At 69.9% G+C, this 21819-nt stretch carries 20 protein-coding genes; 9 read left to right on the forward strand and 11 right to left on the reverse strand.

The annotated features are described in order from the left end of the window. Positions 1-4: 4 nt before the first annotated feature. The 6 genes from ACWEPG_RS13745 to ACWEPG_RS13770 all read right to left on the reverse strand — a co-directional run bounded on the left by ACWEPG_RS13745 (position 5) and on the right by ACWEPG_RS13770 (position 7200). Positions 5-1411 carry an MFS transporter gene (locus ACWEPG_RS13745; RefSeq protein WP_450133940.1) on the reverse strand — a complete coding sequence of 469 codons (1407 nt, stop codon included), beginning with the start codon at positions 1409-1411 and terminating at the stop codon, positions 5-7. A 129-nt stretch (positions 1412-1540) separates the two neighbouring features. Continuing rightward, positions 1541-3082: a class I adenylate-forming enzyme family protein gene (locus ACWEPG_RS13750; protein ID WP_450133939.1), complete on the reverse strand. Its 1542-nt coding sequence runs from the start codon at positions 3080-3082 to the stop codon at positions 1541-1543. A gap of 226 nt (positions 3083-3308) precedes the next feature. Continuing rightward, positions 3309-4559 carry a CaiB/BaiF CoA transferase family protein gene (locus tag ACWEPG_RS13755; RefSeq protein WP_450112544.1) on the reverse strand — a complete coding sequence of 417 codons (1251 nt, stop codon included), beginning with the start codon at positions 4557-4559 and terminating at the stop codon, positions 3309-3311. Next, complete coding sequence (locus ACWEPG_RS13760; RefSeq protein WP_450112543.1) at positions 4556-5218, reverse strand: PaaI family thioesterase; 663 nt, start codon at positions 5216-5218, stop codon at positions 4556-4558. The genes ACWEPG_RS13755 and ACWEPG_RS13760 overlap by 4 nt, the downstream gene beginning before the upstream one ends. 11 nt (positions 5219-5229) lie before the next feature. Further along, positions 5230-6009: an enoyl-CoA hydratase/isomerase family protein gene (locus tag ACWEPG_RS13765; protein ID WP_452594596.1), complete on the reverse strand. Its 780-nt coding sequence runs from the start codon at positions 6007-6009 to the stop codon at positions 5230-5232. Positions 6010-6015: 6 nt separating this feature from the next. Beyond that, a complete protein-coding gene (locus ACWEPG_RS13770; protein WP_452594597.1) occupies positions 6016-7200 on the reverse strand; it encodes an aromatic ring-hydroxylating oxygenase subunit alpha in 1185 nt (394 codons plus the stop codon). A gap of 86 nt (positions 7201-7286) precedes the next feature. Here ACWEPG_RS13770 and ACWEPG_RS13775 point away from each other — a divergent pair, with 86 nt between their 5' ends. After that, the gene (locus tag ACWEPG_RS13775; RefSeq protein ID WP_452594598.1) at positions 7287-7883 is read left to right on the forward strand and encodes a TetR/AcrR family transcriptional regulator; all 597 of its coding nucleotides are present in this window, start codon (positions 7287-7289) and stop codon (positions 7881-7883) included. 55 nt (positions 7884-7938) lie between these two features. Here the strand turns inward: ACWEPG_RS13775 and ACWEPG_RS13780 are convergent, their stop codons facing one another. The 3 genes from ACWEPG_RS13780 to ACWEPG_RS13790 form a co-directional block, all read right to left on the reverse strand. Further along, positions 7939-8607 (reverse strand): histidine phosphatase family protein, encoded by a 669-nt coding sequence (locus ACWEPG_RS13780; RefSeq protein WP_452594599.1) that lies wholly within the window; start codon positions 8605-8607, stop codon positions 7939-7941. Between the two features lies 1 nt (position 8608). Then, on the reverse strand, positions 8609-9529 hold the full coding sequence (gene pheA / locus ACWEPG_RS13785; RefSeq protein ID WP_450112538.1) for a prephenate dehydratase: 921 nt from the start codon (positions 9527-9529) through the stop codon (positions 8609-8611). A 145-nt stretch (positions 9530-9674) separates the two neighbouring features. Continuing rightward, positions 9675-10406, reverse strand: coding sequence for a hypothetical protein (locus tag ACWEPG_RS13790; protein ID WP_452594600.1), 732 nt, complete (start codon positions 10404-10406; stop codon positions 9675-9677). Positions 10407-10541: 135 nt separating this feature from the next. Between ACWEPG_RS13790 and ACWEPG_RS13795 the strand changes: the two genes are divergently transcribed. From ACWEPG_RS13795 to ACWEPG_RS13830, 8 genes are all read left to right on the forward strand, one after another. Then, positions 10542-11309, forward strand: coding sequence for a DUF2470 domain-containing protein (locus ACWEPG_RS13795; RefSeq protein WP_452594601.1), 768 nt, complete (start codon positions 10542-10544; stop codon positions 11307-11309). Between the two features lie 81 nt (positions 11310-11390). Continuing rightward, positions 11391-12203 carry a CPBP family intramembrane glutamic endopeptidase gene (locus ACWEPG_RS13800; RefSeq protein ID WP_450112535.1) on the forward strand — a complete coding sequence of 271 codons (813 nt, stop codon included), beginning with the start codon at positions 11391-11393 and terminating at the stop codon, positions 12201-12203. 359 nt (positions 12204-12562) lie between these two features. Further along, on the forward strand, positions 12563-13762 hold the full coding sequence (locus ACWEPG_RS13805) for an LCP family glycopolymer transferase (protein ID WP_450112534.1): 1200 nt from the start codon (positions 12563-12565) through the stop codon (positions 13760-13762). Between the two features lie 124 nt (positions 13763-13886). Beyond that, on the forward strand, positions 13887-14432 hold the full coding sequence (locus ACWEPG_RS13810; RefSeq protein WP_450112533.1) for a ferritin: 546 nt from the start codon (positions 13887-13889) through the stop codon (positions 14430-14432). Between the two features lie 158 nt (positions 14433-14590). Then, positions 14591-15142 (forward strand): ferritin, encoded by a 552-nt coding sequence (locus ACWEPG_RS13815; RefSeq protein ID WP_450112532.1) that lies wholly within the window; start codon positions 14591-14593, stop codon positions 15140-15142. A gap of 169 nt (positions 15143-15311) precedes the next feature. Further along, positions 15312-15890 (forward strand): TetR/AcrR family transcriptional regulator, encoded by a 579-nt coding sequence (locus tag ACWEPG_RS13820; protein ID WP_450112531.1) that lies wholly within the window; start codon positions 15312-15314, stop codon positions 15888-15890. Positions 15891-16077: 187 nt separating this feature from the next. Further along, entirely contained in the window at positions 16078-18702 is a 2625-nt protein-coding gene (locus ACWEPG_RS13825; protein ID WP_450112530.1) for an FAD-dependent monooxygenase, read from the forward strand. Beyond that, a complete protein-coding gene (locus tag ACWEPG_RS13830) occupies positions 18699-19340 on the forward strand; it encodes an NAD(P)-dependent oxidoreductase (RefSeq protein WP_450112529.1) in 642 nt (213 codons plus the stop codon). Before ACWEPG_RS13825 ends, ACWEPG_RS13830 begins: the two co-directional genes overlap by 4 nt. A gap of 11 nt (positions 19341-19351) precedes the next feature. On the opposite strand, the gene ACWEPG_RS13835 is transcribed toward ACWEPG_RS13830, so the two are convergent. Next, positions 19352-20065, reverse strand: coding sequence for a FadR/GntR family transcriptional regulator (locus ACWEPG_RS13835; protein ID WP_450112528.1), 714 nt, complete (start codon positions 20063-20065; stop codon positions 19352-19354). A gap of 23 nt (positions 20066-20088) precedes the next feature. After that, the gene (locus tag ACWEPG_RS13840) at positions 20089-21756 is read right to left on the reverse strand and encodes an L-lactate permease (protein ID WP_450112527.1); all 1668 of its coding nucleotides are present in this window, start codon (positions 21754-21756) and stop codon (positions 20089-20091) included. Positions 21757-21819: the final 63 nt, after the last annotated feature.

A 21819-nucleotide genomic window follows, 5' to 3' on the forward strand; every position in this document is an offset into this window, starting at 1 on the left:
GACCTCAGTCCACGTCCGCGGTGATCGGCGCCAGCACCGCGGATCCGGTTGCGGCGCGTCCGCGCAGCCGGTCCCGCACGAACAGCACCCCGAGCGTGACGACCGCGAGCGCTGTGGGCACCACCATGAGCAGGAAGATCGTGCGGGCATCCATCCCGGCCGCGATCAACGCCGCGCCGACGGTGGGCCCGACGATCGATCCGATGCGGCCGATGCCCATGGCCCAGCCGATACCGGTCGAACGGGCGGCGACCGGGTAGATCGACGCCGCGATCGCGATGATTCCGGCGGAGCTGCCCGAGATGCCGAATCCGACGACGCAGATTGTGATCAGCAGCAGCGTCGGATTCGAGAGGGACATCGCGACCGCCCCGATGAACAGGGCCCCGAGCGTGTAGCCCCCCATCACGACCGCGTACGCGGCGCGGGATCCACCGGACTGTCCCCACGCGGCAGCGACCCGGTCGGTGATGTGGCCCACGGACAGGGCACCGGCCATACCGCCGAGGTTGAACAACGCGGCCGCCAGGATCGCGGTGGACGCGCTCTGCCCGGCCTGGCTGAACAGCGACGGCATCCACCCGAACAGGAAGTAGATCACCAGGAAGTTGATGACGAACACCACCCACAGCAGGACGGTGTCGAGGGCGCGTCCGTTCGCGAAGAGCTCGCGGACCGGGGACTTCGTCACGACGACCGTGTCCTGGGTGAAGTGGACCGCGCCGGACAGATCGGCTCCCGGAGCGATCGCCGACAGGATCTTCGCGGCGCCGGCGTGATCGCCACGGGCCGCGAGGAACTTGCCGGACTCCGGAAGACCGGCCCAGGCCAGCGCCGCGACGACGAGCGGGAGGACGCCGCCGGCTAAGAAGATCGACTCCCAGCCGTACGCCGGAATCAGTTGGGCGGCAGCAAGTCCGCCGAGGAATCCGCCCAGGGACATGCCGGCAACGACGATGGTGACCAGAGTGGAGCGGTTACGCGCGGGACTGTACTCGCTGGTCAGCGCGATCAGGTTCGGCGTGACGCCGCCGAGCCCGATGCCGGCGAGGACACGGAGCACGATGAGCACACCCATCGACGGCGCGAATGCCGACGCGAGCGTGAACACCGAGAACAGGACGGTGCACAGCAGAATGACCCGACGTCGGCCCCACCGGTCGGCGACGGGACCGAACACCAGGCTGCCCACCACCATCGCGCCGCTGCTGAGGGCCAGCAGCAGCCCGAACGAGGCCTTGGACAGCCCCCAGTCCTCGGACAGTGCGGGGATCGCGAATCCGATCAGCTGGGCGTCCATGCCGTCGAGGATGGCGAGCGCCAGACACAGTGCGATGGCGCGTTTCTGGAGCACCGAGACCGGGGCGGTGTCGATGAGTTGGGAGATGTTGACTTCACGAGCTCGGGCCACGACGTGCATTCCTCTCGGAGACGGGGAACTGCAGGAGATGAAGCCGGGTGTGTCACCAGCTCCCTCGCCGATGCACCGGGCGGTGGGGTTCCGGGAGCATCCGCGAGTGGTACGGAGTCAGGTGTTCATTCAGGCCGGCGCGGAGGAGCCTTCAACGGCCACGGCGTGCGCGGGCACCTCTGGGAAGCGCTGTCGCAGAGACGGCTTGGCGAGCTTGCCGGAGAAGGTCCGCGGCAGCGGTTCGCCGAGCGCCACCGCATGCTTGGGGCGCTTGAACTTCGCGAGGTTCTCGCCGGCGACGGTGGCGATGTCGGCAACGATGTCCGCGGCGGGACGGTCGCTGTGGAAGATCACCATCGGCACCTCCCCCCACCGCTCGTCCTTGACACCGATGACGGCGAGGTCGACCAGGCCCTCGATGCCGTGCAGAGCCTTTTCGATCTCGGCGGGGTACACGTTCAGGCCGCCGGAGATCAGCATGTCCTTGCTGCGATCGACGATCTTGAGGAACCCGCCCTCGTCCTGCATACCCAGGTCGCCGGTGCGGAGCCACCCCTCGACCAGGGTCGCCGCGGTGGCCTCGGGCTTGTTCCAGTACTCCCGGAGCACGTGCTCGCCGCGGACCAGGATCTCACCGACCTCGCCGGCCGGGGTGTCGTCGCCCGGGTCACCGATCCGGACGTGGGTGCCGACCAGCGGCAGACCGGCGAAGCCGGGACGCGAGACGGCGTCCTCGTACGCCAGCGTCGACACCATGCCGGACGCCTCGGTCAGGCCGTAGCACTGGGTGAGCGGGATGCCGTGCGAGCGGTAGAAGTCGAGCAGGTCGAGGCTGACCGGCGCGCCGCCCGTGCCCGCGAAGGTGAACTTCGCGAGCTTGCGAGTGCCGAAGTCGGGCAGCATCGTCATCCGCTCCCAGATCACCGGGACGGTGGTGGTGGCGGTGATCTGCTCGCGCTCGAAGGTGTCGAGCGCGATCTCCGGGTCGTACTCGCGCAGCAGCACCATCGTCGCGCCGGGCACGACGACGAGCTGCATGAAGATCGACAGGACCGAGCCGGTGTACACCAGCGGGGCCGAGCAGAGCACCCGGTCCCGCGAGGAGAAGCCGAACGTGAGGGATTGGGAGATGCCGGGGGTCATCGCGTTGCGGTGGGTGATCAGGGCACCCTTCTGCACGCCGGTGGTCCCGGAGGTGTAGCAGATGAAGCCGGGATCGTCGGCGTCGATGGCGACCACGGGCGCGGTCCCCGGATCGATCAGTCGCTCGTACGGCGGGTGCGCACTGCCGCCGATGGAGTAGGTCTCGAACTCCACCTGTTCGGCGGCGACCTCGAGGAGCGGCGCGAAGTCGTCCTCGACGATCACGACGCGGGGCGCGGAGTCGACCACCATCGGGGCCAGTTCCTTGGCGGTGAGCCGGAAGTTGAGGGGGACGCTGATCGCGCCGAGCTTGAGGGTCGCGAGGATGACGTGGGCGAGCTCGGGGCGGTTGAGCATCATCACCGCGACGCGGTCGCCCTTGCGGACACCGCGCGCCGCCAGACCACGGGCGAGTGCGTCGGTGATCGCGTCGACCTCGGCCCAGGTCTGCGCCGTGTCCCCGAACACGATCGCCTGCTGCTGCGACCGGGTCTTGCCCCAGAACCGGGTCAGGTCCGCGAGATTCATCTGTGCTCCTCGTTTCATGTGCCGGCTCGCCGGAGTGTCGTCAGCCGGCCGCGTCGACGGGGTGTGATCACCCTCACTTCGTGCCCGCAAACCTAACAGCTGTAGGCGGAGTGCGCAATGCCCGATTCGAGACTTTCGGCCCACCTGGTCACGCTCGGTTTCGGACACGAAAACGACACCCACACAGTTGTTTTCATGTGGGTGTCGCATCTCGGGAGTGGGCCCGTCAGCCGGCGCGCGGCGCCTCACGTCGGGGAGTTCTCGGGTCGGTCGCCGCGGCGATCCGCGCGTCGTCGTACCCCGCCACCGACCGCAGCACGTCGGCGGTGTCGGCGCCGACGGCCGGCGGCAGCGCGGGCGCGAACTTCTCCCCCGCGACCCGCACCGGACTGACCACGAACTCGAGCTCACCCACCTCCGGATGGTCCACCCGGTAGGTGTTCTCGCGCGCCCGGAAGTGCGGGTCGGCGAGCATGTCGGCCACCGTGTTGACCGGGCCGCCCGCAATGCCGTGCTCGAGGAACAACTCCACCCACTCGGCGCGGGTGCGCTGCGCGAAGATCTCCGTCAGCGCCCGCCACACCAGGTCCGCGCGAGCGGGCGCACCGTCGTCGGTGCTGGTGAGGTCGACTCCGATCAGATCCTCCCGGCCGACCGCGACGAGGAAGTTGTGCCAGAACTTCTCCACGTGCGACCCGAACAGGATCGCCTCGCCGTCGCTGGTGCGGTAGGCCTCGAGCCGCGGCCAGTCGGGCAGCCGCCCGTCCGGCAACCAGGTCGGACGCGGAATCGACCGGTCCTTGTTCAGCTCCGCATCGACCAGGTCCGGCATCCATGCAGCCGCGACGTCGATGCCTGCCACCTCGACGTGACTCCCCTCGCCGGTGGCCCCGGCCCTGTGCAGCGCGGCGAGCAGTCCCATCGCCCCGTACGCGCCGAGGGCGTACATCGCGATGGGCGGGGTGGTGGAGCCCGCCATGCCCTCGGTCGGCGGCGCGGCGGGGGTGCTCACCTCACGGAGCCCGGCGTAGGCGTCGAACACCGGTCCGCCGGTACCGAGCCCGCGGTACGGGCCGTCGGTGCCCATGCCGGACACGGTGCACAACACGATCTTCGGATTCACCTGTCGCAGTTGCTCGTAGCCGACGCCGAGCCAGTCCAGGTAGCCACCCCGCATTCCCTCGATGACGGCATCGCAGGAGCGGGCGAGGTCGAGGAATGCCTGCTTTCCCTCGGGACTGCGCAGGTCGAGGGCGACCGACTTCTTGCCGCGGTTCCACCGCAGGTGCATGAACGCCGGTCCGTCCGCATCACCGATCGCCCGGCTGCCGCCGACCCGAACCGGGTCGCCGAGCGGCCCCGACTCGACCTTGATCACCTCGGCGCCGAGGTCCGCGAGGTGCCCGCCCAGCGAGGCCGGGGCCAGCTGGGCGACCTCGAGGACCCGAACGCCGTCCAGCAGCGAGAACCCGCTCATCGTTCGCTTCCTTCCAGGTCTTTCGAGATGTTGTGAGTCTGTTCGGGCTTGAGTTCCACCCACAGCCCGTCGACGTCGGCAACGAGGACGTCGCCGTGGTGCAGCGTCCCGCGCAGGAAGCGCTTGCGCCCTTCCTGCCCAACGAGTTCCGCCGCCACGGTCAGTTCGGTGTGCAGCGGCGCGGGCGCCCGGAAGTTCACGTTGAGGTAGGCGGTGCGCCCCCAGGGTCGACCGGCGCTGTTCGCCAGCCGGGCGAGGAGCTCGTCGAAGATCAGCGGCGTCACCCCGCCGTTCATCGCGTACCGGCCGGAGTGGAACCGCCCGACCGTCACCCGGCCGGTGGCCGCGGTGTCGGTGACGGTGTCGATGCGCAGGGCGGGCGCGAGTGCATGACCCTTCCCCGGTATCTCCCAACGTTTTCCGGCGATCTGACTGTCCTCGTCGACCTCGAACGCCCGCATTCGCCGTGCGACCGCCCGCAGCGCGGCCGCGGCCTCCCTGGCGACCTGGGGGGTCGGACGGCTCCGGGTCACCGCCTCCTGCACCTCGCGCAGCGCCTCGACCAGATCGGCGTACTCGTCGTCGGAATCGACCGTCGGGAGAAACGGATCCGGCCAGCCCGGGTTCCAGATGTCGAGGGTCGGTGCGGCGTCGGTCATGCCGGCCTCCTTCACGTTCGGCTGCCCGGCCGGGAGAAGAACCCGGAGAACAGGTCGGCGATCGGGCGGGGGCGCAGGGTGGTGCGTGCGACGGTGTTCTCCCGGTCGTAGCGGGCCCGCAGGTCCCGGCCCGGCCCGTCGAGCAGCAGGGCCTTGATCTCGCGCAGCCCCTCCGGCGGTTGCCCGGCGAGCTGGACCGCGGCATCGAGCGCCACACCTGCCACGTCCCCGTCCTCGGCGTAGCGGCTGAGCAGCCCGATCCGGTACGCCTCGTCGCCGCCGACGGTGCGCGAGGTCATCAGTAGGTCCCGCGCCTGGCCGGCGCCGACCAGACCGTCCAGCAGCCAGGTCAGGTTCGCGCCGCCGTAGCGCGCGGCGGTCACGGTGAACCGGGTCGCCGGGCCCCCGACCCGCAGGTCGGAGCAGGCCGCCAGGATGGTGCCCGCGCCGTGCGCGGCGCCGGCGACGGCGGCCACGATCGGCTTCGGGAACGTGAGGTACCGCCACAGCAGCTCCTCCCGTTCGAGCGCCCCCTCGGTGGCCTCCTCCGGCGACATCGCGGCGAGCTCCGCGAGGTCGTAGCCCGCCGAGAAGGCGTCCGGACCGGCGCCGGCGACGATCACCGCGCGCACCTCGTCGTCGCGCGCGGCCGCGGCGAGCACGCCGTCCAGCTCGCGTTGCTGCGACAGCGAGATCGCATTGCGCACCTGCGGGCGGTTCAGCGTCAGCCGGAGCACCCCCGGTGCGGGGTGGTCGCGGAGCAGGACTCCGGACGGGTCGTCCACGGTCATCGGGCGTTACCGCGCCGCCGCGAGCCCGGCCGCACGCTCGCGTTCGAGGGCGGCGACGTCGCCCGCCACCATGTTGTGGAACAGCTGTCCGGGCAACTCGTTTCGTCCGTAGATCAGTTCCTCGACCTGACCGTGGGCGGCGTTGTCGGTGATGGTCTTGGTAACGAACCAGTCCTCGGCGTGCAGGGTCTCCATCAGCAGCTCCCAGTTCTTCTCCAGGATCCGCTCCTCGCGCGGGGTCTCCGGCTTCTTCGGGGAGAGCAGCCGGATGGTGCAGTAGCTGACGTTCGGGTCGTCCTTGTCGGGGACGATGGTCCAGATCTCGAAGTGGTTCGGCTCGGTGACGAGCATCGTGCCCGGGTAGATCGTGTAGTTCGCGAGCGAGTAGTCGCGGACGTCGAAGCTGTCCGGATCGGCGTCGCGGACCTCGGTGATCGCCTTGCGCGCCACCACGAGTCGCCAGGAGCGGTCCACCACGTCGAGCGCGGTGATGTTGCCCTCGAGGTAGTTGCAGACGGTCTTGGTGTGCAACTGGCACAGGTGGTAGGAGTCCTGCACGCCGTCCACCGCGATCTTCCAGTTCATGTCCAGCTTCCAGGTCTCCTTGCGCACCTGGAAGGAGCCGGCCATGCCGGTGTCGGCGACCTCGGCGTCGTGCTTGGCGCCGAGCACCGCGGCGATGTCGAGGTCGGCCCCGACAGTGGGCACCACCCAGACCAGCCCGTGCCGGACCTCGCACGGAAACTCCACCAGGCCGTACTCGCCACGGTCCATGCCGCCGAAACCCTCGGCGTGCGGAAGCCCGCGCAGCGCACCGTCTTTGCCGTAGGACCAGTTGTGGTACGGGCAGGCGAAGACCCTCTTGCAGCCCGACTCGCCGAACTCGACCTTGGCCCCGCGGTGCCGGCACACGTTGGAGAAGGCCTTGACGCTGCCGTCGTCCTGCTTGACCACGAGCAGCGGGGTGCCGATCAGTTCTGTGGTCAGGAAGTCGCCGGCCTTCTGCAGTTCGTCGACGTGCGCCACGATGTGCGGGAACCGGCGCACGACGTCTCGTTCCTTCGCCGCCAGCTCGGGGTCGTTGAACACCGAGAAGGGCACGCGGAGCAGGTCGTCCGCGTAGTCGGTGGTGTCGTTGTCCACGTGGGCGATGAGCCGCTGCGTGAGCCTGATCTTCTCGTCGCGCTCCATGGATCGAGGGTGACACACGAGACAATCAATGTCTAGCGTCTTATCTAACTACTTTCGGTTGACGGTGGAGTTGGTACGGTTCTCGCGTGGCAGCACGCACCGACACCGACACCCGGACCGACGTCCATTCGGCGATCCTGGCTGCGGCCGAAGCGTGTTTCGAGCGGTTCGGCATCGCGAAGACCACGATGGAGGACGTCGCCAAGGCGGCATCGATGTCACGGGCGACGGTGTACCGCTACTTCGCGGACCGGGAGTCCCTGATCGCCGAATCGGTGGTCCGGCGCGCCCGGGCGAACATGGACCGGGCCCGCGCTCACATCACCCGCTGGCCGACCGTCGAGGAACGCATCGTCGAGGGCATCTGCCAGGACATCCGCAAGGGCCACCTGGACCCGATGGTGAACCGGCTGGTCTCCCCCGAGTCGATGGCCCTCTCGATGCAGTTGCTGGGCGAGTCGGGTCGCGCGGTCGAGCTGACCCACGAACTGTGGGGACCGGTCCTCGCCGACGAGCAGGCCGCGGGGAACATCCGCGCGGACCTGGACCTGCGACTGCTCTCCGAATGGATCTCCGAACTCGAGATCATGTACATCAGCCAGTACGGCACCGACGACAACGCCCTCGACCGGGTCAGGGAGAAACTGCGCGCCTTCGTCGTTCCGGCACTGCTCCCCCGGTGAACCGCCCTCCCGACATGTGACGCCCGGGCGTTCAGGGCGTCGCCACGCCGAGCGGTCAGCCCATCGGGTCGTCGACGACGTCGACGGCGGGCGCCCGGAAGGGCGGCAGCAGCGCACCCCATCGCATGACCGTCCAGCCCCCGCCCGGGGTGGGGGCCAGTTCGATGGTCTGCGTGTTGTCCAGGTGGGTGTCCGCGGAGAACGTGCCGTCGACCCCGGACAGGTACCCGGCGACCAGGCGGATCGCGGCGCCGTGACTGACCACCAGGACGTCGCCGTCCTCGTCCCCGATCTCGAGGTACTGCGAGCGCAGCGAGTCGACCACGGGCAGGTACCGCGCGAGGACGTCCTCGCCCGACTCGCCGCCCGGCATTCTCGCCCCGAGTTCGCCTGCGTGCCAGGAGTGGAACACCGACGCGTAGGTCTCGTGCGAGGCGCGATCCGAACGGTCCTCCAGGTCGCCGGCCTGCGCCTCGTGGAGACCCTCGCGAACCTGCACCACGATCCCCGATGCCCGCTCGATGAATCCGGCGGTCTGCCTGGCACGCAACGCCTCCGACGCGACCACCGCCTTCGGGAGCGGACCGGTGAGCGACGACCCGAACGCGTGCGCCTGCCCCTCTCCCATCTCGGTGAGCCGGGCTCCGGGCAACCGGGTGTCCAGCCGTCGGGCGACGTTCGCCTCGGTCTGTCCGTGCCGGACCAGAATCAGCTTGCCCGCCACGTCAGTTCGTTCCTTCCGTCTCGCCGCCACGGATCCGCGCGAGCCACTCGCAGGCCTCCCCGTCGGACGGGGGGCGACGCCCGCCGGGCGTCGCCGTCGGCCACGAACCGAGGAACCGTACGGTGTGCTTGCGGTGCAACGACTTGAGCGCCTCGGCGACCGCGGTGTCGTCGACGTGGCCGCTGCAATCCAGGTAGAACAGGTAGGTCCCGAACTCGACCCGGGTGGGACGCGACTCGATCCGCGTGAGGTCGATTCCGCGGGTGGAGAACTCGGCCATCGCGCCGACCAGCGACCCCGGCTCGTGGTTGAGCTGCAGCACCACCGACGTCCGGTCGGATCCGGTCGCGGCGGGCACCGGGCACGGACGCGTGATGAGCACGAATCGCGTTCGGGCTCCGGAGAAGTCGGCCACCCCGTCGGCGAGGACGTCCAGACCGAGCCGCTGACCCGCGAGTGCGGTGGAAACGCCGGCATCGGCGCGTCCGGCGGCCACGTCCTCGGCGGCACCGGCGTTGGACGACGCCGACTCCACCACCGCGTCCGGCAGGTTCGCCTCGATCCACATCCGCACCTGCGCCTCCGCCACCGGATACGCCCGGATCGTGCGGACGTCGGCGAGGGTCGTGCCCGCACGCCCCACGATCGTGAAGGCCACGTCCAGTTCGGTTTCGGCGATGATCTGCAGCCGCTCCCCGGCAGCCAGGGCGTCCAGGGTCGGCCGTACCGGACCCTCGACGGAACTCTCGATCGGCACCACCGCCGCGTCGGCGGAACCGTCCTGGACCGCGGCGAGCGCGGCCGGCGGGCTGCCGACGGAGACCCGCTCCACGGGCCCGTCGAAGGCACCCGACGACTCGAACTGGTCGAGCGCCATCTCGGTGAAGGTTCCGGAGGGTCCGAAGTACGCGATGCGAGGCACGCGTCCAGGTTACGCATCCGGACCGGCGCCCCGACCGCGCCTGCTCAACCGCCCCCGGACCGTCCGGACAATTCCGACTGAACGGAACATTCAGTCGATCCGATCGACTGAACGCTGCCGTTCACTCGGTCCGGAGCGGACGAGTTCAGCGGTTGCCGAGGTCGGCGGTGATGCCGTGGGCCCGCAGGTGCGCCTCGACCGCGGCGGCGTCGGGGACGGCGATCGCCAGCAACACCTCCCGGACCGCCTCCGCGGCCGGGGTGCTGAGCGCGGCGAGCGGGGCGGGGTCCGCGGCCAGGTAGGCGGCGGGGATGTCGTCGCCGCGCAGTGCCGCTACGGTGGCGGCGAGGATCGCGATCACCTCGCCGCCGTCGGCGGCGTACGAGACGAAGCCGGCGTCGGAGTGGGCGAGAACGGCGAGGAAGTCGGCGACGTCCTCCGCCGCGGATCCGGCGGGCAGCACCGGGTGGGCACCGGCGGCCGCGATCCGTTCGGCGGACTCGGCGGCCCAACCCCGCCCGGCGGCACCGGGTTCGACCCGCACCGCGACCGGGGCGGGCAGCCGCACCGGATCACCCTTGGCCAGGGCGAGCGCGTCGTCGAGGTGCTCGAGCGGGCAGTCGACCTCGATCCGGGTCAGGTCGGGGGCGGACCCGGGCAGTGCGTCGGGGGCGATGTCGAGTCGCAGCCACAGCGGACCGTCACCCGCCTCCACACCATCCAAGCCGCTGGCGGTCAGCACCGGCGGGCCGAACAGTGCGCCGCGAGCCCGGCCTCGGAGAGCGGCGCCGTCGGGGCAGAGCTCGGAGAGCAGGCCCGCGAACGGGGGCTGCGATTCGCGCGGGGCGGGCGGTTGCAGGTTGAGCAGGGTGGCCACGGCTCCACGGTATCCCCGGGCCGAACTCTTGCGCGGTCCGGCATGCCTGATCTAACTTAGGCATGGCTAACCTATTGTGACCGTCGCCGCATCCGCGTTGTACCGCACCCGCAGGGGATCGAAAAGGAGCACCGCATGACCGCCGCCACCACCCTCGGCCCGTCCACCGCCGAACGGGTCCGCACCGCGTGCGTCCGCGCCAAGCAGGCGGTGCTCGCCGTCGACGGCAGCGAACCGGTCACCGTCGCGGTCCACCACCTCCGTTCCGGGGGCGACGTCGTCCTCGCCGTTCCGGACGGTGTCGCGGTCACCGCGCTGACCTGGCAGGCCGGCCGCGCCGGACTGCCCGCCGTCCTCGAACTCACCGACCACGCGCCGCTCGCGCTCCGCGAACCGGTCCGCTCCCTGGTGTGGCTGCGCGGCACACTGCACGCCGTTCCCACCGAGGCCACCCGCGCGCTCGCCGCCGCCGTCGCCGTCGACAACCCCAACCCGGACCTGCTCGACGTCGGACACACCACGACGTTGCTGCGACTGGTGCTCGACTCGGCCGTCGTCGCCGACAGCCACGGCGCCGAACCGGTCCCGCTCGCCGACCTGCTCACCGCCACCCCCGACCCGTTCTGGTCGGTCGAGGACTGCTGGCTCGAGCACCTCGAATCCGACCACGGTGACCTCGTTCACCAACTGGCGCAACGCCTTCCGTCGAGCATGCGCAGCGGACGGGTGCGGCCGCTCGGCCTGGACCGCTACGGGATCCGGCTCCGCGTCGAATCCCCCGCCGGCGACAACGACGTGCGGCTGTCGTTCCCGGAACCCGTCGACGACCCCGCCGGACTGAACCGCGCGCTCCGCATCCTGGTCGGCTGCCCGTTCATGAACGGACTCCGCGCCCGGAAATAGGCGCTACGCGCTCGTGCGCGTTTTGCGGGTCCAGGGACTCCGAATCCACTCACGGGCGGCGAAGCCGCCTAATCTCAGACCGTGACCCGGCTCGACGACTGGCTCCGGCCCTCCCCACCCCGACAGACCGAACCGCCGCTGGACGCCAAGGAGCGTCGCGCGCTCTGGTTCGAGGTCACGATCGTCCTGCTCGTCACCTTCGGCCTCAGCGGCTTGTCCGGCGTCCTGTCGCTCGTCGAGACCGCGATGGCCCCCGGGCAACTGTCCGACCAGACCGTCGCGCTGAACACCTCCCGCTCGACCGTCGGCTGGATCGACCTCGGCCGGCAACTGCTCGGCATCGCCCGGCTGTGCGCCTGGGCGGCGCTCGGGCTGTACCTGCTCTGGCGCAGCGGCCTCGGACCCGAGCGGATCGGCCTCGGACCGCACCCGCGGTGGCGCCGCGACCTGCTGCCCGGCGTCGGACTCGCCGCGCTGATCGGGCTACCCGGGCTGGCCCTGTACCTGGCCGCGACCGCGATCGGGGCGAACCTCACAGTGGTGCCAAGCACCGTCGACGACCACTGGTGGCGACTGCCCGCGCTGGTGCTGTGGGCGCTGGCCAACTCCGCCGCCGAAGAAGTCCTGGTCGTGGCCTACCTGATCTCCCGGCTGCGCCGGCTCGGCTGGGGCGAGAACGCCGCACTCGCGGCGTCCGCGCTGCTGCGCGGCAGCTATCACCTCTACCAGGGCATCGGCGGGGGCCTCGGCAACGTGGTGATGGGCCTGGTGTTCGGCCGATATTGGCAGCGGACCGGCAAACTCTGGCCGCTGGTCGTCGCACACTGGCTGATCGACGCGGTCGCGTTCGTCGGCTACACGCTGCTCCGCGGCCACCTGTCCTGGCTGCCCTGACCAGTACAGTTTCCGGTGTGAACGGCGACAGTCCCCGCAACCGCGACCCCCGAGACCCCGCAGCGGGTCGCGGCGGCGACCCACGCCGGTCGCAGTCCGGGGATCCGGGACCGACGCCGCCGCCCCGTCCCGCCGGCGGGCCGCCCCCGCCGCGGAACGGCAAGGTGCCGCCGCCGCAGTACCCACCCCGCCGACCGTCCCCTCCCGCTCGGGACCCACGGCAGGACCGCTACCGCGACATGCCGCAGGAGCCGACCCGGGCGATGCCGCCGCGAGACAACCGAGCCGCACCGCCGCGAGACAACCGGGCGGCACCGCCGAGGGAAAACCGGGCGGCACCGCCGCCGGAGGGCACGCAGGTGATCCGCCGCGACGGCCGTCCGGCCGCGCCGGCCCGCGCGTGGTCGCAGGACCCGGACGCCCGGCCCCTCGCGCCGCGGTCGTCGCAGCAACCACGCCCGCGGTCGGCGTCCGGCTACGCGCCGACGCAGACCCCGCAGCCGTACACCGAGGGCGCACGCCCACGGTCGGGCACACCGGTGCCGCCGCCCCCGCGCCCGGGCCGCCCGGCGACCACGCCGCCTGCGGAGCCCCCGAGGCCCCGCCGCCGGCCGCACTGGGGACGCCGGATCGGGGTGACCGCCCTGGTGCTGCTGCTGGTGATGATCGGGTCGGTGGTGTACCTGGATGGGTCGCTCAATCGGATCGACGCACTCGCCGACTATCCCGGGCGGATCGCGGACACCCCCGGCACCAACTGGCTGCTGGTCGGGTCGGACAGCCGAACCGGACTGACCCCCGAGCAGGAACAGGAGCTGGCGACGGGCGGCGAGCTGGATTCGAAGCGCACCGACACGATCATCGTCGTGCACGTCCCGAAGAGCGGCGGCGCGACGATGGTGTCCATTCCACGCGACTCGTACGTGAACATCCCCGGCTGGGGCAAGGACAAGATCAACGCCTCCTTCGCCATCGACGGCGGCGGCCCGCAGCTGCTCGTGCAGACCGTCGAGGAGGCGACGGGCCTGAGGATGGACCACTACGCGGAGATCGGGTTCGGCGGATTCGCCGGCATCGTCGACGCGATCGGCGGCGTCCACCTGTGCGTGCCGTACGCGATCGACGACCCGCTCGCGGGGATCAACCTGCAGCCCGGTTGCCAGGACCTGACCGGGGCGCAGGCCCTCGGGTTCGTGCGCAGTCGCGCGACGCCGCTCGCCGACCTGGACCGGATGAACAACCAGCGCCTGTTCATGTCCGCGCTGCTGGACCAGGCCACCAGCATCGGGACGCTGATCAACCCGTTCCGGCTGTGGCCGCTGGTCACCAAGACCGCGGGCACGCTGCAGGTCGACAACGGCGACCACCTCTGGAACCTGGGCGGTCTCGCGTGGGCGATGCGCGGCGACCTGGTGACCACCACCGTCCCGGTCGGCGGGTTCGAGGACGTCGCCGGCTCCGGAAACGTCCTGCTGTGGGATCGGGAGAAGGCGTCCCGGTTCTTCGAGGCCCTCGCCAACGACGAGCCGGTGCCCACGGACCTCCTGACGACGAACTGATCGGACGGCAGCGGCGGCGAGTGCGCCGAATCCGTGTGCCGGGCATGCGATCCGGGGCAGTCGACGGATCCCATGACCCGGCTCGCCGGCCGGTCGCGGCCCGCGCGACGGTACGCTCGACCGCATGTCCGAGATCAGTGAGCGCAGCGGGTTCCACGCCCTCCTGCATGCGCAGATCCGCAACGAGTTCACCGCCTCACAGCAGTACATCGCGGTCGCGGTGTACTTCGACAGCCACGACCTACCGCAGCTCGCGCAGCGCTTCTACTCACAGGCAAACGAGGAACGCAACCACGCGATGATGATGATCCAGTACCTCGTCGACAACGACTTGGACGTGACCATCCCCGGCATCGACGACGTCGTCACCGAGTTCTCGTCGGTTCGCGAACCCGTGGAACTGGCCCTGCGGCAGGAACAGACGGTCACCGACCAGATCACAACCCTCGCGCGCACCGCCCGCGACACCGGCGACTACCTCGGCGAGCAGTTCATGCAGTGGTTCCTCAAGGAACAGGTCGAGGAGGTCGCCTCGATGACGACGCTGCTGGCGATCGTGGACCGCGCCGACGGGAATCTGTTCAACATCGAGGAATTCGTCGCCCGCGAAATGAACTCGACGTCGACCCCGGACCCGGCGGCGCCGCGGCCGGCGGGCGGCGGCATCTGACGGAAAATGGGCATTTCACCGCGATTCGGGAAAGTCAGGCACCCGGAAAACCTGGTCTTACTGCGCACGAAAATAGGGTGAACTCAGTTAGGAAACACTGCCCTCAATAAGGATGCGCTTGGATGCGTAGTGCTCTGACCAGCGCTATTGTCGCTCTCATGCCCACTCCGGATGACGCGAACCAGACCAAGTTTCACGCCCTCCTCCACGATCAGATCCGCAACGAGTTCAACGCCTCGCATCAGTACATCGCGATCGCGGTGTACTTCGACAACGCCGACCTCCCGCAGCTGGCGCGGCACTTCTACGCGCAGGCCGTCGAGGAACGCAACCACGCGATGATGATCGTGCAGTACTTCCTCGACCGCGACATCGAGGTCGAGCTGAGCGGCATCGATCCCGCGCGTTCGCACTTCGAGAGCCCGCGCGAGCCCATCGCCCTGGCGCTCAAGCAGGAGAAGGCCGTCACCGAGCAGATCGTCCAGCTCGCCAGTACCGCCCGTGACGAGGGCGACTACCTCGGCGAGCAGTTCATGCAGTGGTTCCTCAAGGAGCAGGTCGAGGAGGTCGCCTCGATGAACACGCTGCTCACCGTCGCCGACCGCGCCGGCACCAACCTGTTCGACCTCGAGGCGTTCGTTGCCCGCGAGATGAACGGTGCGGCAGGCGAATCCGTCGGGGCACCGATCGCGGCGGGCGGGGCGCTGTAGGCACGGTCCGCTTGGACACGTGCACCCACACTGCTGACACCGGCCCTGGGAACTGTAGCGGGGTTACAGTTCCCCCGGGCCGCTGCCGTACCCTACGAGGGTGCCACCCGAGCCGTCCGAGAGCCTGCCCAGCATCACTCCGCCACGTCAATCGCGCAGTCGCGCAACGATGGAACGAGTGCTGGCGGCGGTCGAGGACCTGCTCGCGGACAAGCCGTTCGAGCAGATCACCATCGCGGAGATCTCGGCTCGGTCGAGCAGTTCCCCGACCTCGATCTACGCCCGGTTCACCGACAAGAACGGCCTGCTGCTCGCCGCCCACGAGCGGTTCAAGCACGAGGCCGAACAGCGATTGGTCGATCGCCTCGGATCCGAGGACACCGCGGCCCTGACACCCGCGGAGATCTTCGACCTCTACGCCCGCGCACTCGTCGAGACCTTCGGTGAACACCACAACCTGCTCCGAAGCGTCGTGCTCGCCGACAGCGACGTCATGTATGCGCGCGCGGCGGAGCTGATGGCGACCACCTCACGACTGCTGGCCAACCGCCTGCGGCCCGAGATCACCGTGGACCAGGACACCGGCGAACGGTGCATCGACTTCGCGGTCCGCACCGTCACCGCCGTGCTGCAGCAGCACGTCATCTTCGAGAACCGGACTCCGGGCCGATTCGCGCTCTCCGACGACGAAATGGCCGCACGTCTGGTCGAGATCCTCACGGCGACAACGGCACCGATATTCGGGTGACACCCACCTCCGGCCGTTCGGCCAATCCCCGGCGAGTCACGTAGCCCTCACGAAATTCCGGCCGTGTCCGATCCGGACTCATCTCGGACACGGCAACCCCTCCTGCCCCGCGCCTTTGGGCCCAGGGTCGACAGCACGTGCCCAAGCACTATTGACTGTAATGGTAATCCAATTACACTTTGGGCGCATGAACCCTCCCTCCCCAGTCCTGATCCTCGGCGGCGGGCCGGTCGGACTCGCGGCCTCGCTCGAACTCGCACGCTTCGGTGTCGCGAGCGTTCTCCTCGAACAGCACGAGAGCGTCGCATGGCACCCGAAGACGCGAAACTTCAACACCCGCACCATGGAGATCGCACGGCACTGGGGCCCCGAGGTGTACGCGCGGCTGCGCGACATCGACACCCCGCCCGGGTGGAAGAGCCCAATCCGGTTCTTCGACTCCGTGCTCGGACGCGAGTTCGGCACCATCGTCGCGACCGGCTTCGAGGGACCCGGACCCACGATCAGCCCCGCCCAGCCGGTGATGTCCTCCCAGGACCTGCTCGAGAAGATCCTGCTCGACGCGGCCGCCGCCACGGGCCTGGTGGACGTGCGCTTCGGGCACCGCGTCACCGGGGTCGTCTCGGGGTGGGCCGACGACGACGAGACCACCACCGTCGAGGTGACGGAACGGGCGACCGGTCGCGCGTACGCCCTGACCGGGTCCGCCCTGGTCGCCGCAGACGGCGCCACGAGCCTGGTCCGCGACCAGCTCGGCATCGAGCTCACCGGCGAGAAGGCGATCCACCACTTCGTCAACTGCTACTTCCACGCCGACATCGAGGAGCACATCCCGGACCGCCGAGGCGTCCTGCTGTTCGTCGCCAATTCCGGTGCGGCAGGTGTACTTCAACCGCTCGATGCCCGCGGGCGCTGGCTGTGCCAGATCCCGGTGGCCGCCGAGGACTGGTCCGACGACGTGTACCAGGACGAGGACTGCCGGCGATGGGTACGGGCCGCGGTGGGCAAGCCGGACCTCGAGGTCGAGGTACGCAGCATCGGTCGGTGGCAGATGAACGCCACCGTCGCCGACCGATTCGTTCAGGGCCGGATCGTCCTGTGTGGCGATGCGGCCCACCAGTTCCCGCCGACCGGCGGTCTGGGCGTCAACACCGGACTGCAGGGCATGCACAACGCGATGTGGAAGCTCGCGCTCTGCGTCACGGGTGCCGCCGACTGGTCACTGCTGCACACCTACGACACCGAGCGGCGCCTGCCGTCGCAGCGCACGACCCGGCAGTCGTTCGACAACCACAAGAAGGTCCAGCAGATGGGCGCCGCCCAGTACAGCGGACAGTCGGACCTGGACGTCGAGACCGTGTTGCGCGAAACCCGCAGGTACGGAAACCATCTCGGTGTCGAGTTCGGGACGGTCTACGACTCGTTCGCGGTCGTGCCGGACGGTACCGCCGCCCCGGTCGTCGACGACGACTACTCCGACTACCAGCCGAGCGCGACGCCGGGCTGCCGCGCGCCGCACGTCTGGCTGGGACGCTCCGGCACCGTGTCCACCGTCGACCTCTTCGGCGCCGGCTTCACCGTCCTCACCGGCCCGGGCGGCGCCACGTGGCGCGGCGCCGCTGAGCGCGCGGCCGGCAAGTACGCCGTCCCGGTCCCCTGCTACCACGTCGGCGACCCGGGGCTCGAGGACGACCGGATGGAATTCCTGGAGGCCTACGGGATCGGCGATTCGGGTGCGGTGCTGGTGCGTCCCGACGGATACATTGCTTGGCGCAGTGCCGATCTCGCGTCCGACCCGGTTGCCGAGATCGACCGGGTCGTCTCGCAGATTCTGGCACACGGCGGAGGTGACCGCATGACCTCGACACCGGACCGACCCCGGATCGACCATTACCCCACCGTCGAGGGGCGCTGGAATCCACCGAACGACGACTCGCTGACCGTCGCGTTCCTCGGCACCTCCAGCCTGCTGATCCGGGCGGGCGAGACGTCGGTGATGATCGATGGGTTCCTCTCCCGGCCGTCACTGCAGCAAGTGCTCGGCGGCCCCATCGCGCCGGACCCGGCGGTCGTCGACGCGTGTCTCGAGCGGGCGGGGGTCGACGCGCTCGACGCCGTCGTCGTGGTCCACTCGCACTACGACCATGCCTTCGACGCGCCGGTGATCGCCGGCAAGTTCGGCGCGCCCCTGATCGGTTCGGCGTCGACGGCGAACATCGGCCGCGGGTACGGGCTTTCGGAGGAGCTGCTGCGGGTCGTCGGGGACGGCGAGACCGTCTCGTTCGGCAGCTTCGACATCTCCTTTGTCGAAACTGTCCACTGCCCCGGTGACGTGTCGCCCGGCACGATCGACGAGCCGCTCGTCCCGCCCGCCACCGCGGATGCCTGGCACTCGGCCGAGTGCTACACCCTGCTCGTACGTCACGTGAGCGGGACGGTGCTGGTCCAGGCCAGCGCGAACTTCGTGCCGGGCAAGCTCGAGGGCATCTCCGCCGACGTCGTGTATCTCGGCATCGGAATGCTCGGCAAGCAGGACGCGGCGTTCCGGGACGAGTACTGGGATCAACTGGTGCGGGCCACCGACGCCCGCAGCGTGATCCCCGTGCACTGGGACGACTTCATGACCCCGTTGCTCGACGGCCCCCTCCAGCCCCAGCCCTACCTGATGGAGGACGTCATCCCGTCGATGGACTTCGTCTTCGAGCAGGGCCGGCGGGACGGCGTCACCGTGCTGCTACCGACGTTGTGGACGCCACTCGCACCGCTCGCGGGGCCCCGGACCGCCATTACCGAATCGAGGGAGCAGTCATGAAATTGGTCGTACTGGGCGCCGCAGGCAAGGCAGGACGCCGAGTGGTGGACGCGGCGGCCGGCGCCGGCCACGACGTGCTCGCCTGTGCGCGCAGGCCCGGGGCGATCACCCCGCGGGAGGGCGTCACCGTCCACATCGGCGAGGTCACCGACATCGACGACCTCGCGCAGGCCGTGACGGGCGCCGACGCCGTCGTCAACTGCATCGGCCCGGTGCTGAGCCTGAGGTCGATACGGCGCGACGACACCACGCGCACCACCCTGCCTGCGATCGTCACCGCCATGCGGCGCGCGGGCGTCGCCCGCCTGGTTCAGCTGTCCGCGTTCGGGGTCGGCGACACGAGGGCGAAGGCGTCCGTCCTCGCGAAGTTCACCTCGAACACGGCGATGCGCGCGATCTACCACGACAAGGACTTCGCCGAGTCGCAGCTGACTGCGTCAGGGCTGAACTGGACCACGGTGCATCCCGCACTCCTGGCCGAGGGGCCGGTCGACCCGCACGTGACGGTGGTGCCCCTCGCGGCGGCGCCGCGGCTGAAGGGCCTGCCCAAGACCAGCTTCGCGACGATCGGGCAGCTGCTCGTCGACGTTGCGGCTCGAAACGATTACGCGGGCGAGAAACTCGTCGTCGTACCGTAGAGCTCCGCTGCCTACGCGCCCATGCCCTCGTAGTAGCCGCGGATGTGGTCGAGGATCCGGCGTTCGGCCAGCTGCGGATCGCCCGCCTCGACGGCCTCGACCAGGCCCCGGTGCTCGTGCCGCAGCCGGGTGCAGGTGGTCGGCCACGCCGTCGCGTCCACGCCGCCGACGACGTACGACTCGATCGACTCGCGCAGGCCCGTCATCATCGCCGCGATCACCTGGTTCCCCGCCGCGTCGGCCAGTGCGACGTGGAACTGGGAGTCGAGGATCAGGAACTCGGTCGCGGAGAGCGTCTCGTCGTCCATCGAGTCGAGCAGTTCGACGGCGGGCGCGAGATCCGGCGCCGGACGCCGCGCGGCCAGCGTCCGCATCACCTCCGATTCGAGGACGAGGCGGGTCTGCACCACATCGGACACCGGAAATCCTTGCGCGGCAACCTGCATCCGCATCAGCATCGACATCCCGCCGGTGGGCCGGGAGACGATCATCGCGCCCGCGTTCGGGCCAGAGCCGGTCTGCGCGCGCAGCAGACCCAACGCCTCCATCACGCGCAGCGCCTCCCGCACCGACGAGCGTCCGACGCCGAGGTCTGCGGCCAGCACCCGCTCGCCGGGCAGGCGCTGACCGGGGCGCACCTCCCCGGCGACGAGCATGTGCTCGAGCCGCGCCAGCACCTGCTCCCAGGCGCGGGGGCTGGCTTCGGGTGACGGCTGTGCGGACATGAGACGTCAGCCTAGGCGGCTGCTCACGGCAGCATCCAACCCAGCACCGGCGTGGACTGCAGGTACACCAGCGTGCACAGGATCAGCAGCATGCCGAGGCTGTACCCGATCACCTTGCGCAGGAGCACCGGTTCGCTGCCCGCCTGCCCGACGGCGGTCGCCGCGATGGTCAGGTTCTGCGGACTGACCAGCTTGCCGACGACGCCACCGGAGGTGTTCGCCGCGACCAGCAGCGTCGGGTCGATGCCGGCGTGCTGGCCTGCGGTCTGCTGCAGCTTCGCGAACAGGGCGTTCGCCGAGGTGTCGGAGCCGGTGACGGCGGTCCCGAGCCAGCCGAGGATCGGCGAGAAGAACGCGAAGACGGCGCCCGTCCCGGCGAGCCAGGTGCCGATCGCGACGGTCTGCCCGGACTGGTTCATCACGTAGCTCAGGCCGAGCACGGTCGCGACGGTGGCGATCGACAGCCGCATCTTCACCAGGGTGTGGCCGAACGTGGTCGCCGCGGCGCCGAACGTCATCGGGAACCGGCCACCACTGTCGACCAGGGTGTACACGGCGGTCACGACCAGACCGCAGAGCAGCAGCAGGGTGCCCGGGTTCGACAACCAGGAGAATGTGTAGACCGCGCTGGACGCGGGGTCTCCGCTGCCGGTGAGCAGGTTGCCGTACAGGCCGGGCCAGTGCACCTTGCGGTCGGTGCCGGACAGCCAGGTCGGCAGGTCGAACCCGACGGTCCACAGCTTGGCGACACCGAACACGACGACGACCAGCAGGTACGGCATCAACGCGAGCACCACGCGCGACGGGCCGAGCGGTTCCGGTTCGACGTGCGAGCGCTGGTCGTCCGGGGTGGCCGGGCCCCAGAAGCGCAGCATGAGCACCGCGGCACCGAGACCGGCGAGGGAGGCGACGACGTCGGTGAGCTCGTACGAGAAGTGGCTCGAGCACCAGAACTGGGCGAACGCGAATACCGCACCGGTGACCAGGGCGATCGGCCAGACCTGCCGCACGCCCCGCCGACCGTCGACCAGGAACAACAGCAGCAGCGGCACGAACAGCGCCAGCAGCGGGGTCTGGCGGCCGACGACGGCGGCGATGTCGGTGGCCGGGATGCCGGTCAGGTTGCCGGCGGTGGTGATCGGGATCGCCATGGCCCCGAACGCAACCGGCGCGGTGTTGGCGACCAGGACGGTCACGGCCGCCCGGATCGGCGGCATCCCGAGCGCGATCAGCATCGCGCCGGTGATCGCGACCGGGGCACCGAAGCCTGCGAGCGCCTCGAGCATGCCGCCGAAGCAGAACGCGATGAGCATCGCCTGCACGCGCATGTCGCCGCGACCGATGGAGTTGAACACCCGGCGCAGATCCTCGAACCGGCCGCTGACGACGGTCAGTTCGTAGAACCAGATCGCGGTGACCACGATCCACATGACCGGGAAGAGGCCGAAGGCGATGCCCTGCAGCGCCGACAGCGCGGTGAGCGAGACCGGCATCGAGAACCCGACGATCGCGACCACCGCCGCGACCGCGAGCGCACCGAGGCCCGAGTACCAGGCCTTGAGCTTGAAGCCGGCGAGCAGCACGAAGAACGTCAGCAGCGGGGTCAGGCCGACGAGCGCCGACGCGGTCAGGTTGTGCGCGACGGCGTCGGTGGCCGGGGTGAAGGTCACCGCCAGGTGGTCGGTAGCCACATGTAACTCCTGTGATGGTGCCGCAGGTCGCGGCGGATTTCGACGTCGACTGTGTGGTCAGAC

Source organism: Rhodococcus sp. NPDC004095 (assembly GCF_053604015.1).

Bases quoted from the DNA above. Each gene is read 5' to 3' on its own strand.
- ACWEPG_RS13795 (WP_452594601.1), top strand. From the start codon at position 10,542: ATGACCGCCGCCACCACCCTCGGCCCGTCCACCGCCGAACGGGTCCGC.
- ACWEPG_RS13750 (WP_450133939.1), bottom strand. From the start codon at position 3,082: ATGAATCTCGCGGACCTGACCCGGTTCTGGGGCAAGACCCGGTCGCAG.
- ACWEPG_RS13810 (WP_450112533.1), top strand. From the start codon at position 13,887: ATGTCCGAGATCAGTGAGCGCAGCGGGTTCCACGCCCTCCTGCATGCG.
- ACWEPG_RS13770 (WP_452594597.1), bottom strand. From the start codon at position 7,200: ATGGAGCGCGACGAGAAGATCAGGCTCACGCAGCGGCTCATCGCCCAC.
- ACWEPG_RS13765 (WP_452594596.1), bottom strand. From the start codon at position 6,009: ATGACCGTGGACGACCCGTCCGGAGTCCTGCTCCGCGACCACCCCGCA.
- ACWEPG_RS13835 (WP_450112528.1), bottom strand. From the start codon at position 20,065: ATGTCCGCACAGCCGTCACCCGAAGCCAGCCCCCGCGCCTGGGAGCAG.
- ACWEPG_RS13830 (WP_450112529.1), top strand. From the start codon at position 18,699: ATGAAATTGGTCGTACTGGGCGCCGCAGGCAAGGCAGGACGCCGAGTG.
- ACWEPG_RS13760 (WP_450112543.1), bottom strand. From the start codon at position 5,218: ATGACCGACGCCGCACCGACCCTCGACATCTGGAACCCGGGCTGGCCG.
- ACWEPG_RS13815 (WP_450112532.1), top strand. From the start codon at position 14,591: ATGCCCACTCCGGATGACGCGAACCAGACCAAGTTTCACGCCCTCCTC.
- ACWEPG_RS13825 (WP_450112530.1), top strand. From the start codon at position 16,078: ATGAACCCTCCCTCCCCAGTCCTGATCCTCGGCGGCGGGCCGGTCGGA.
- ACWEPG_RS13820 (WP_450112531.1), top strand. From the start codon at position 15,312: ATGGAACGAGTGCTGGCGGCGGTCGAGGACCTGCTCGCGGACAAGCCG.
- ACWEPG_RS13755 (WP_450112544.1), bottom strand. From the start codon at position 4,559: ATGAGCGGGTTCTCGCTGCTGGACGGCGTTCGGGTCCTCGAGGTCGCC.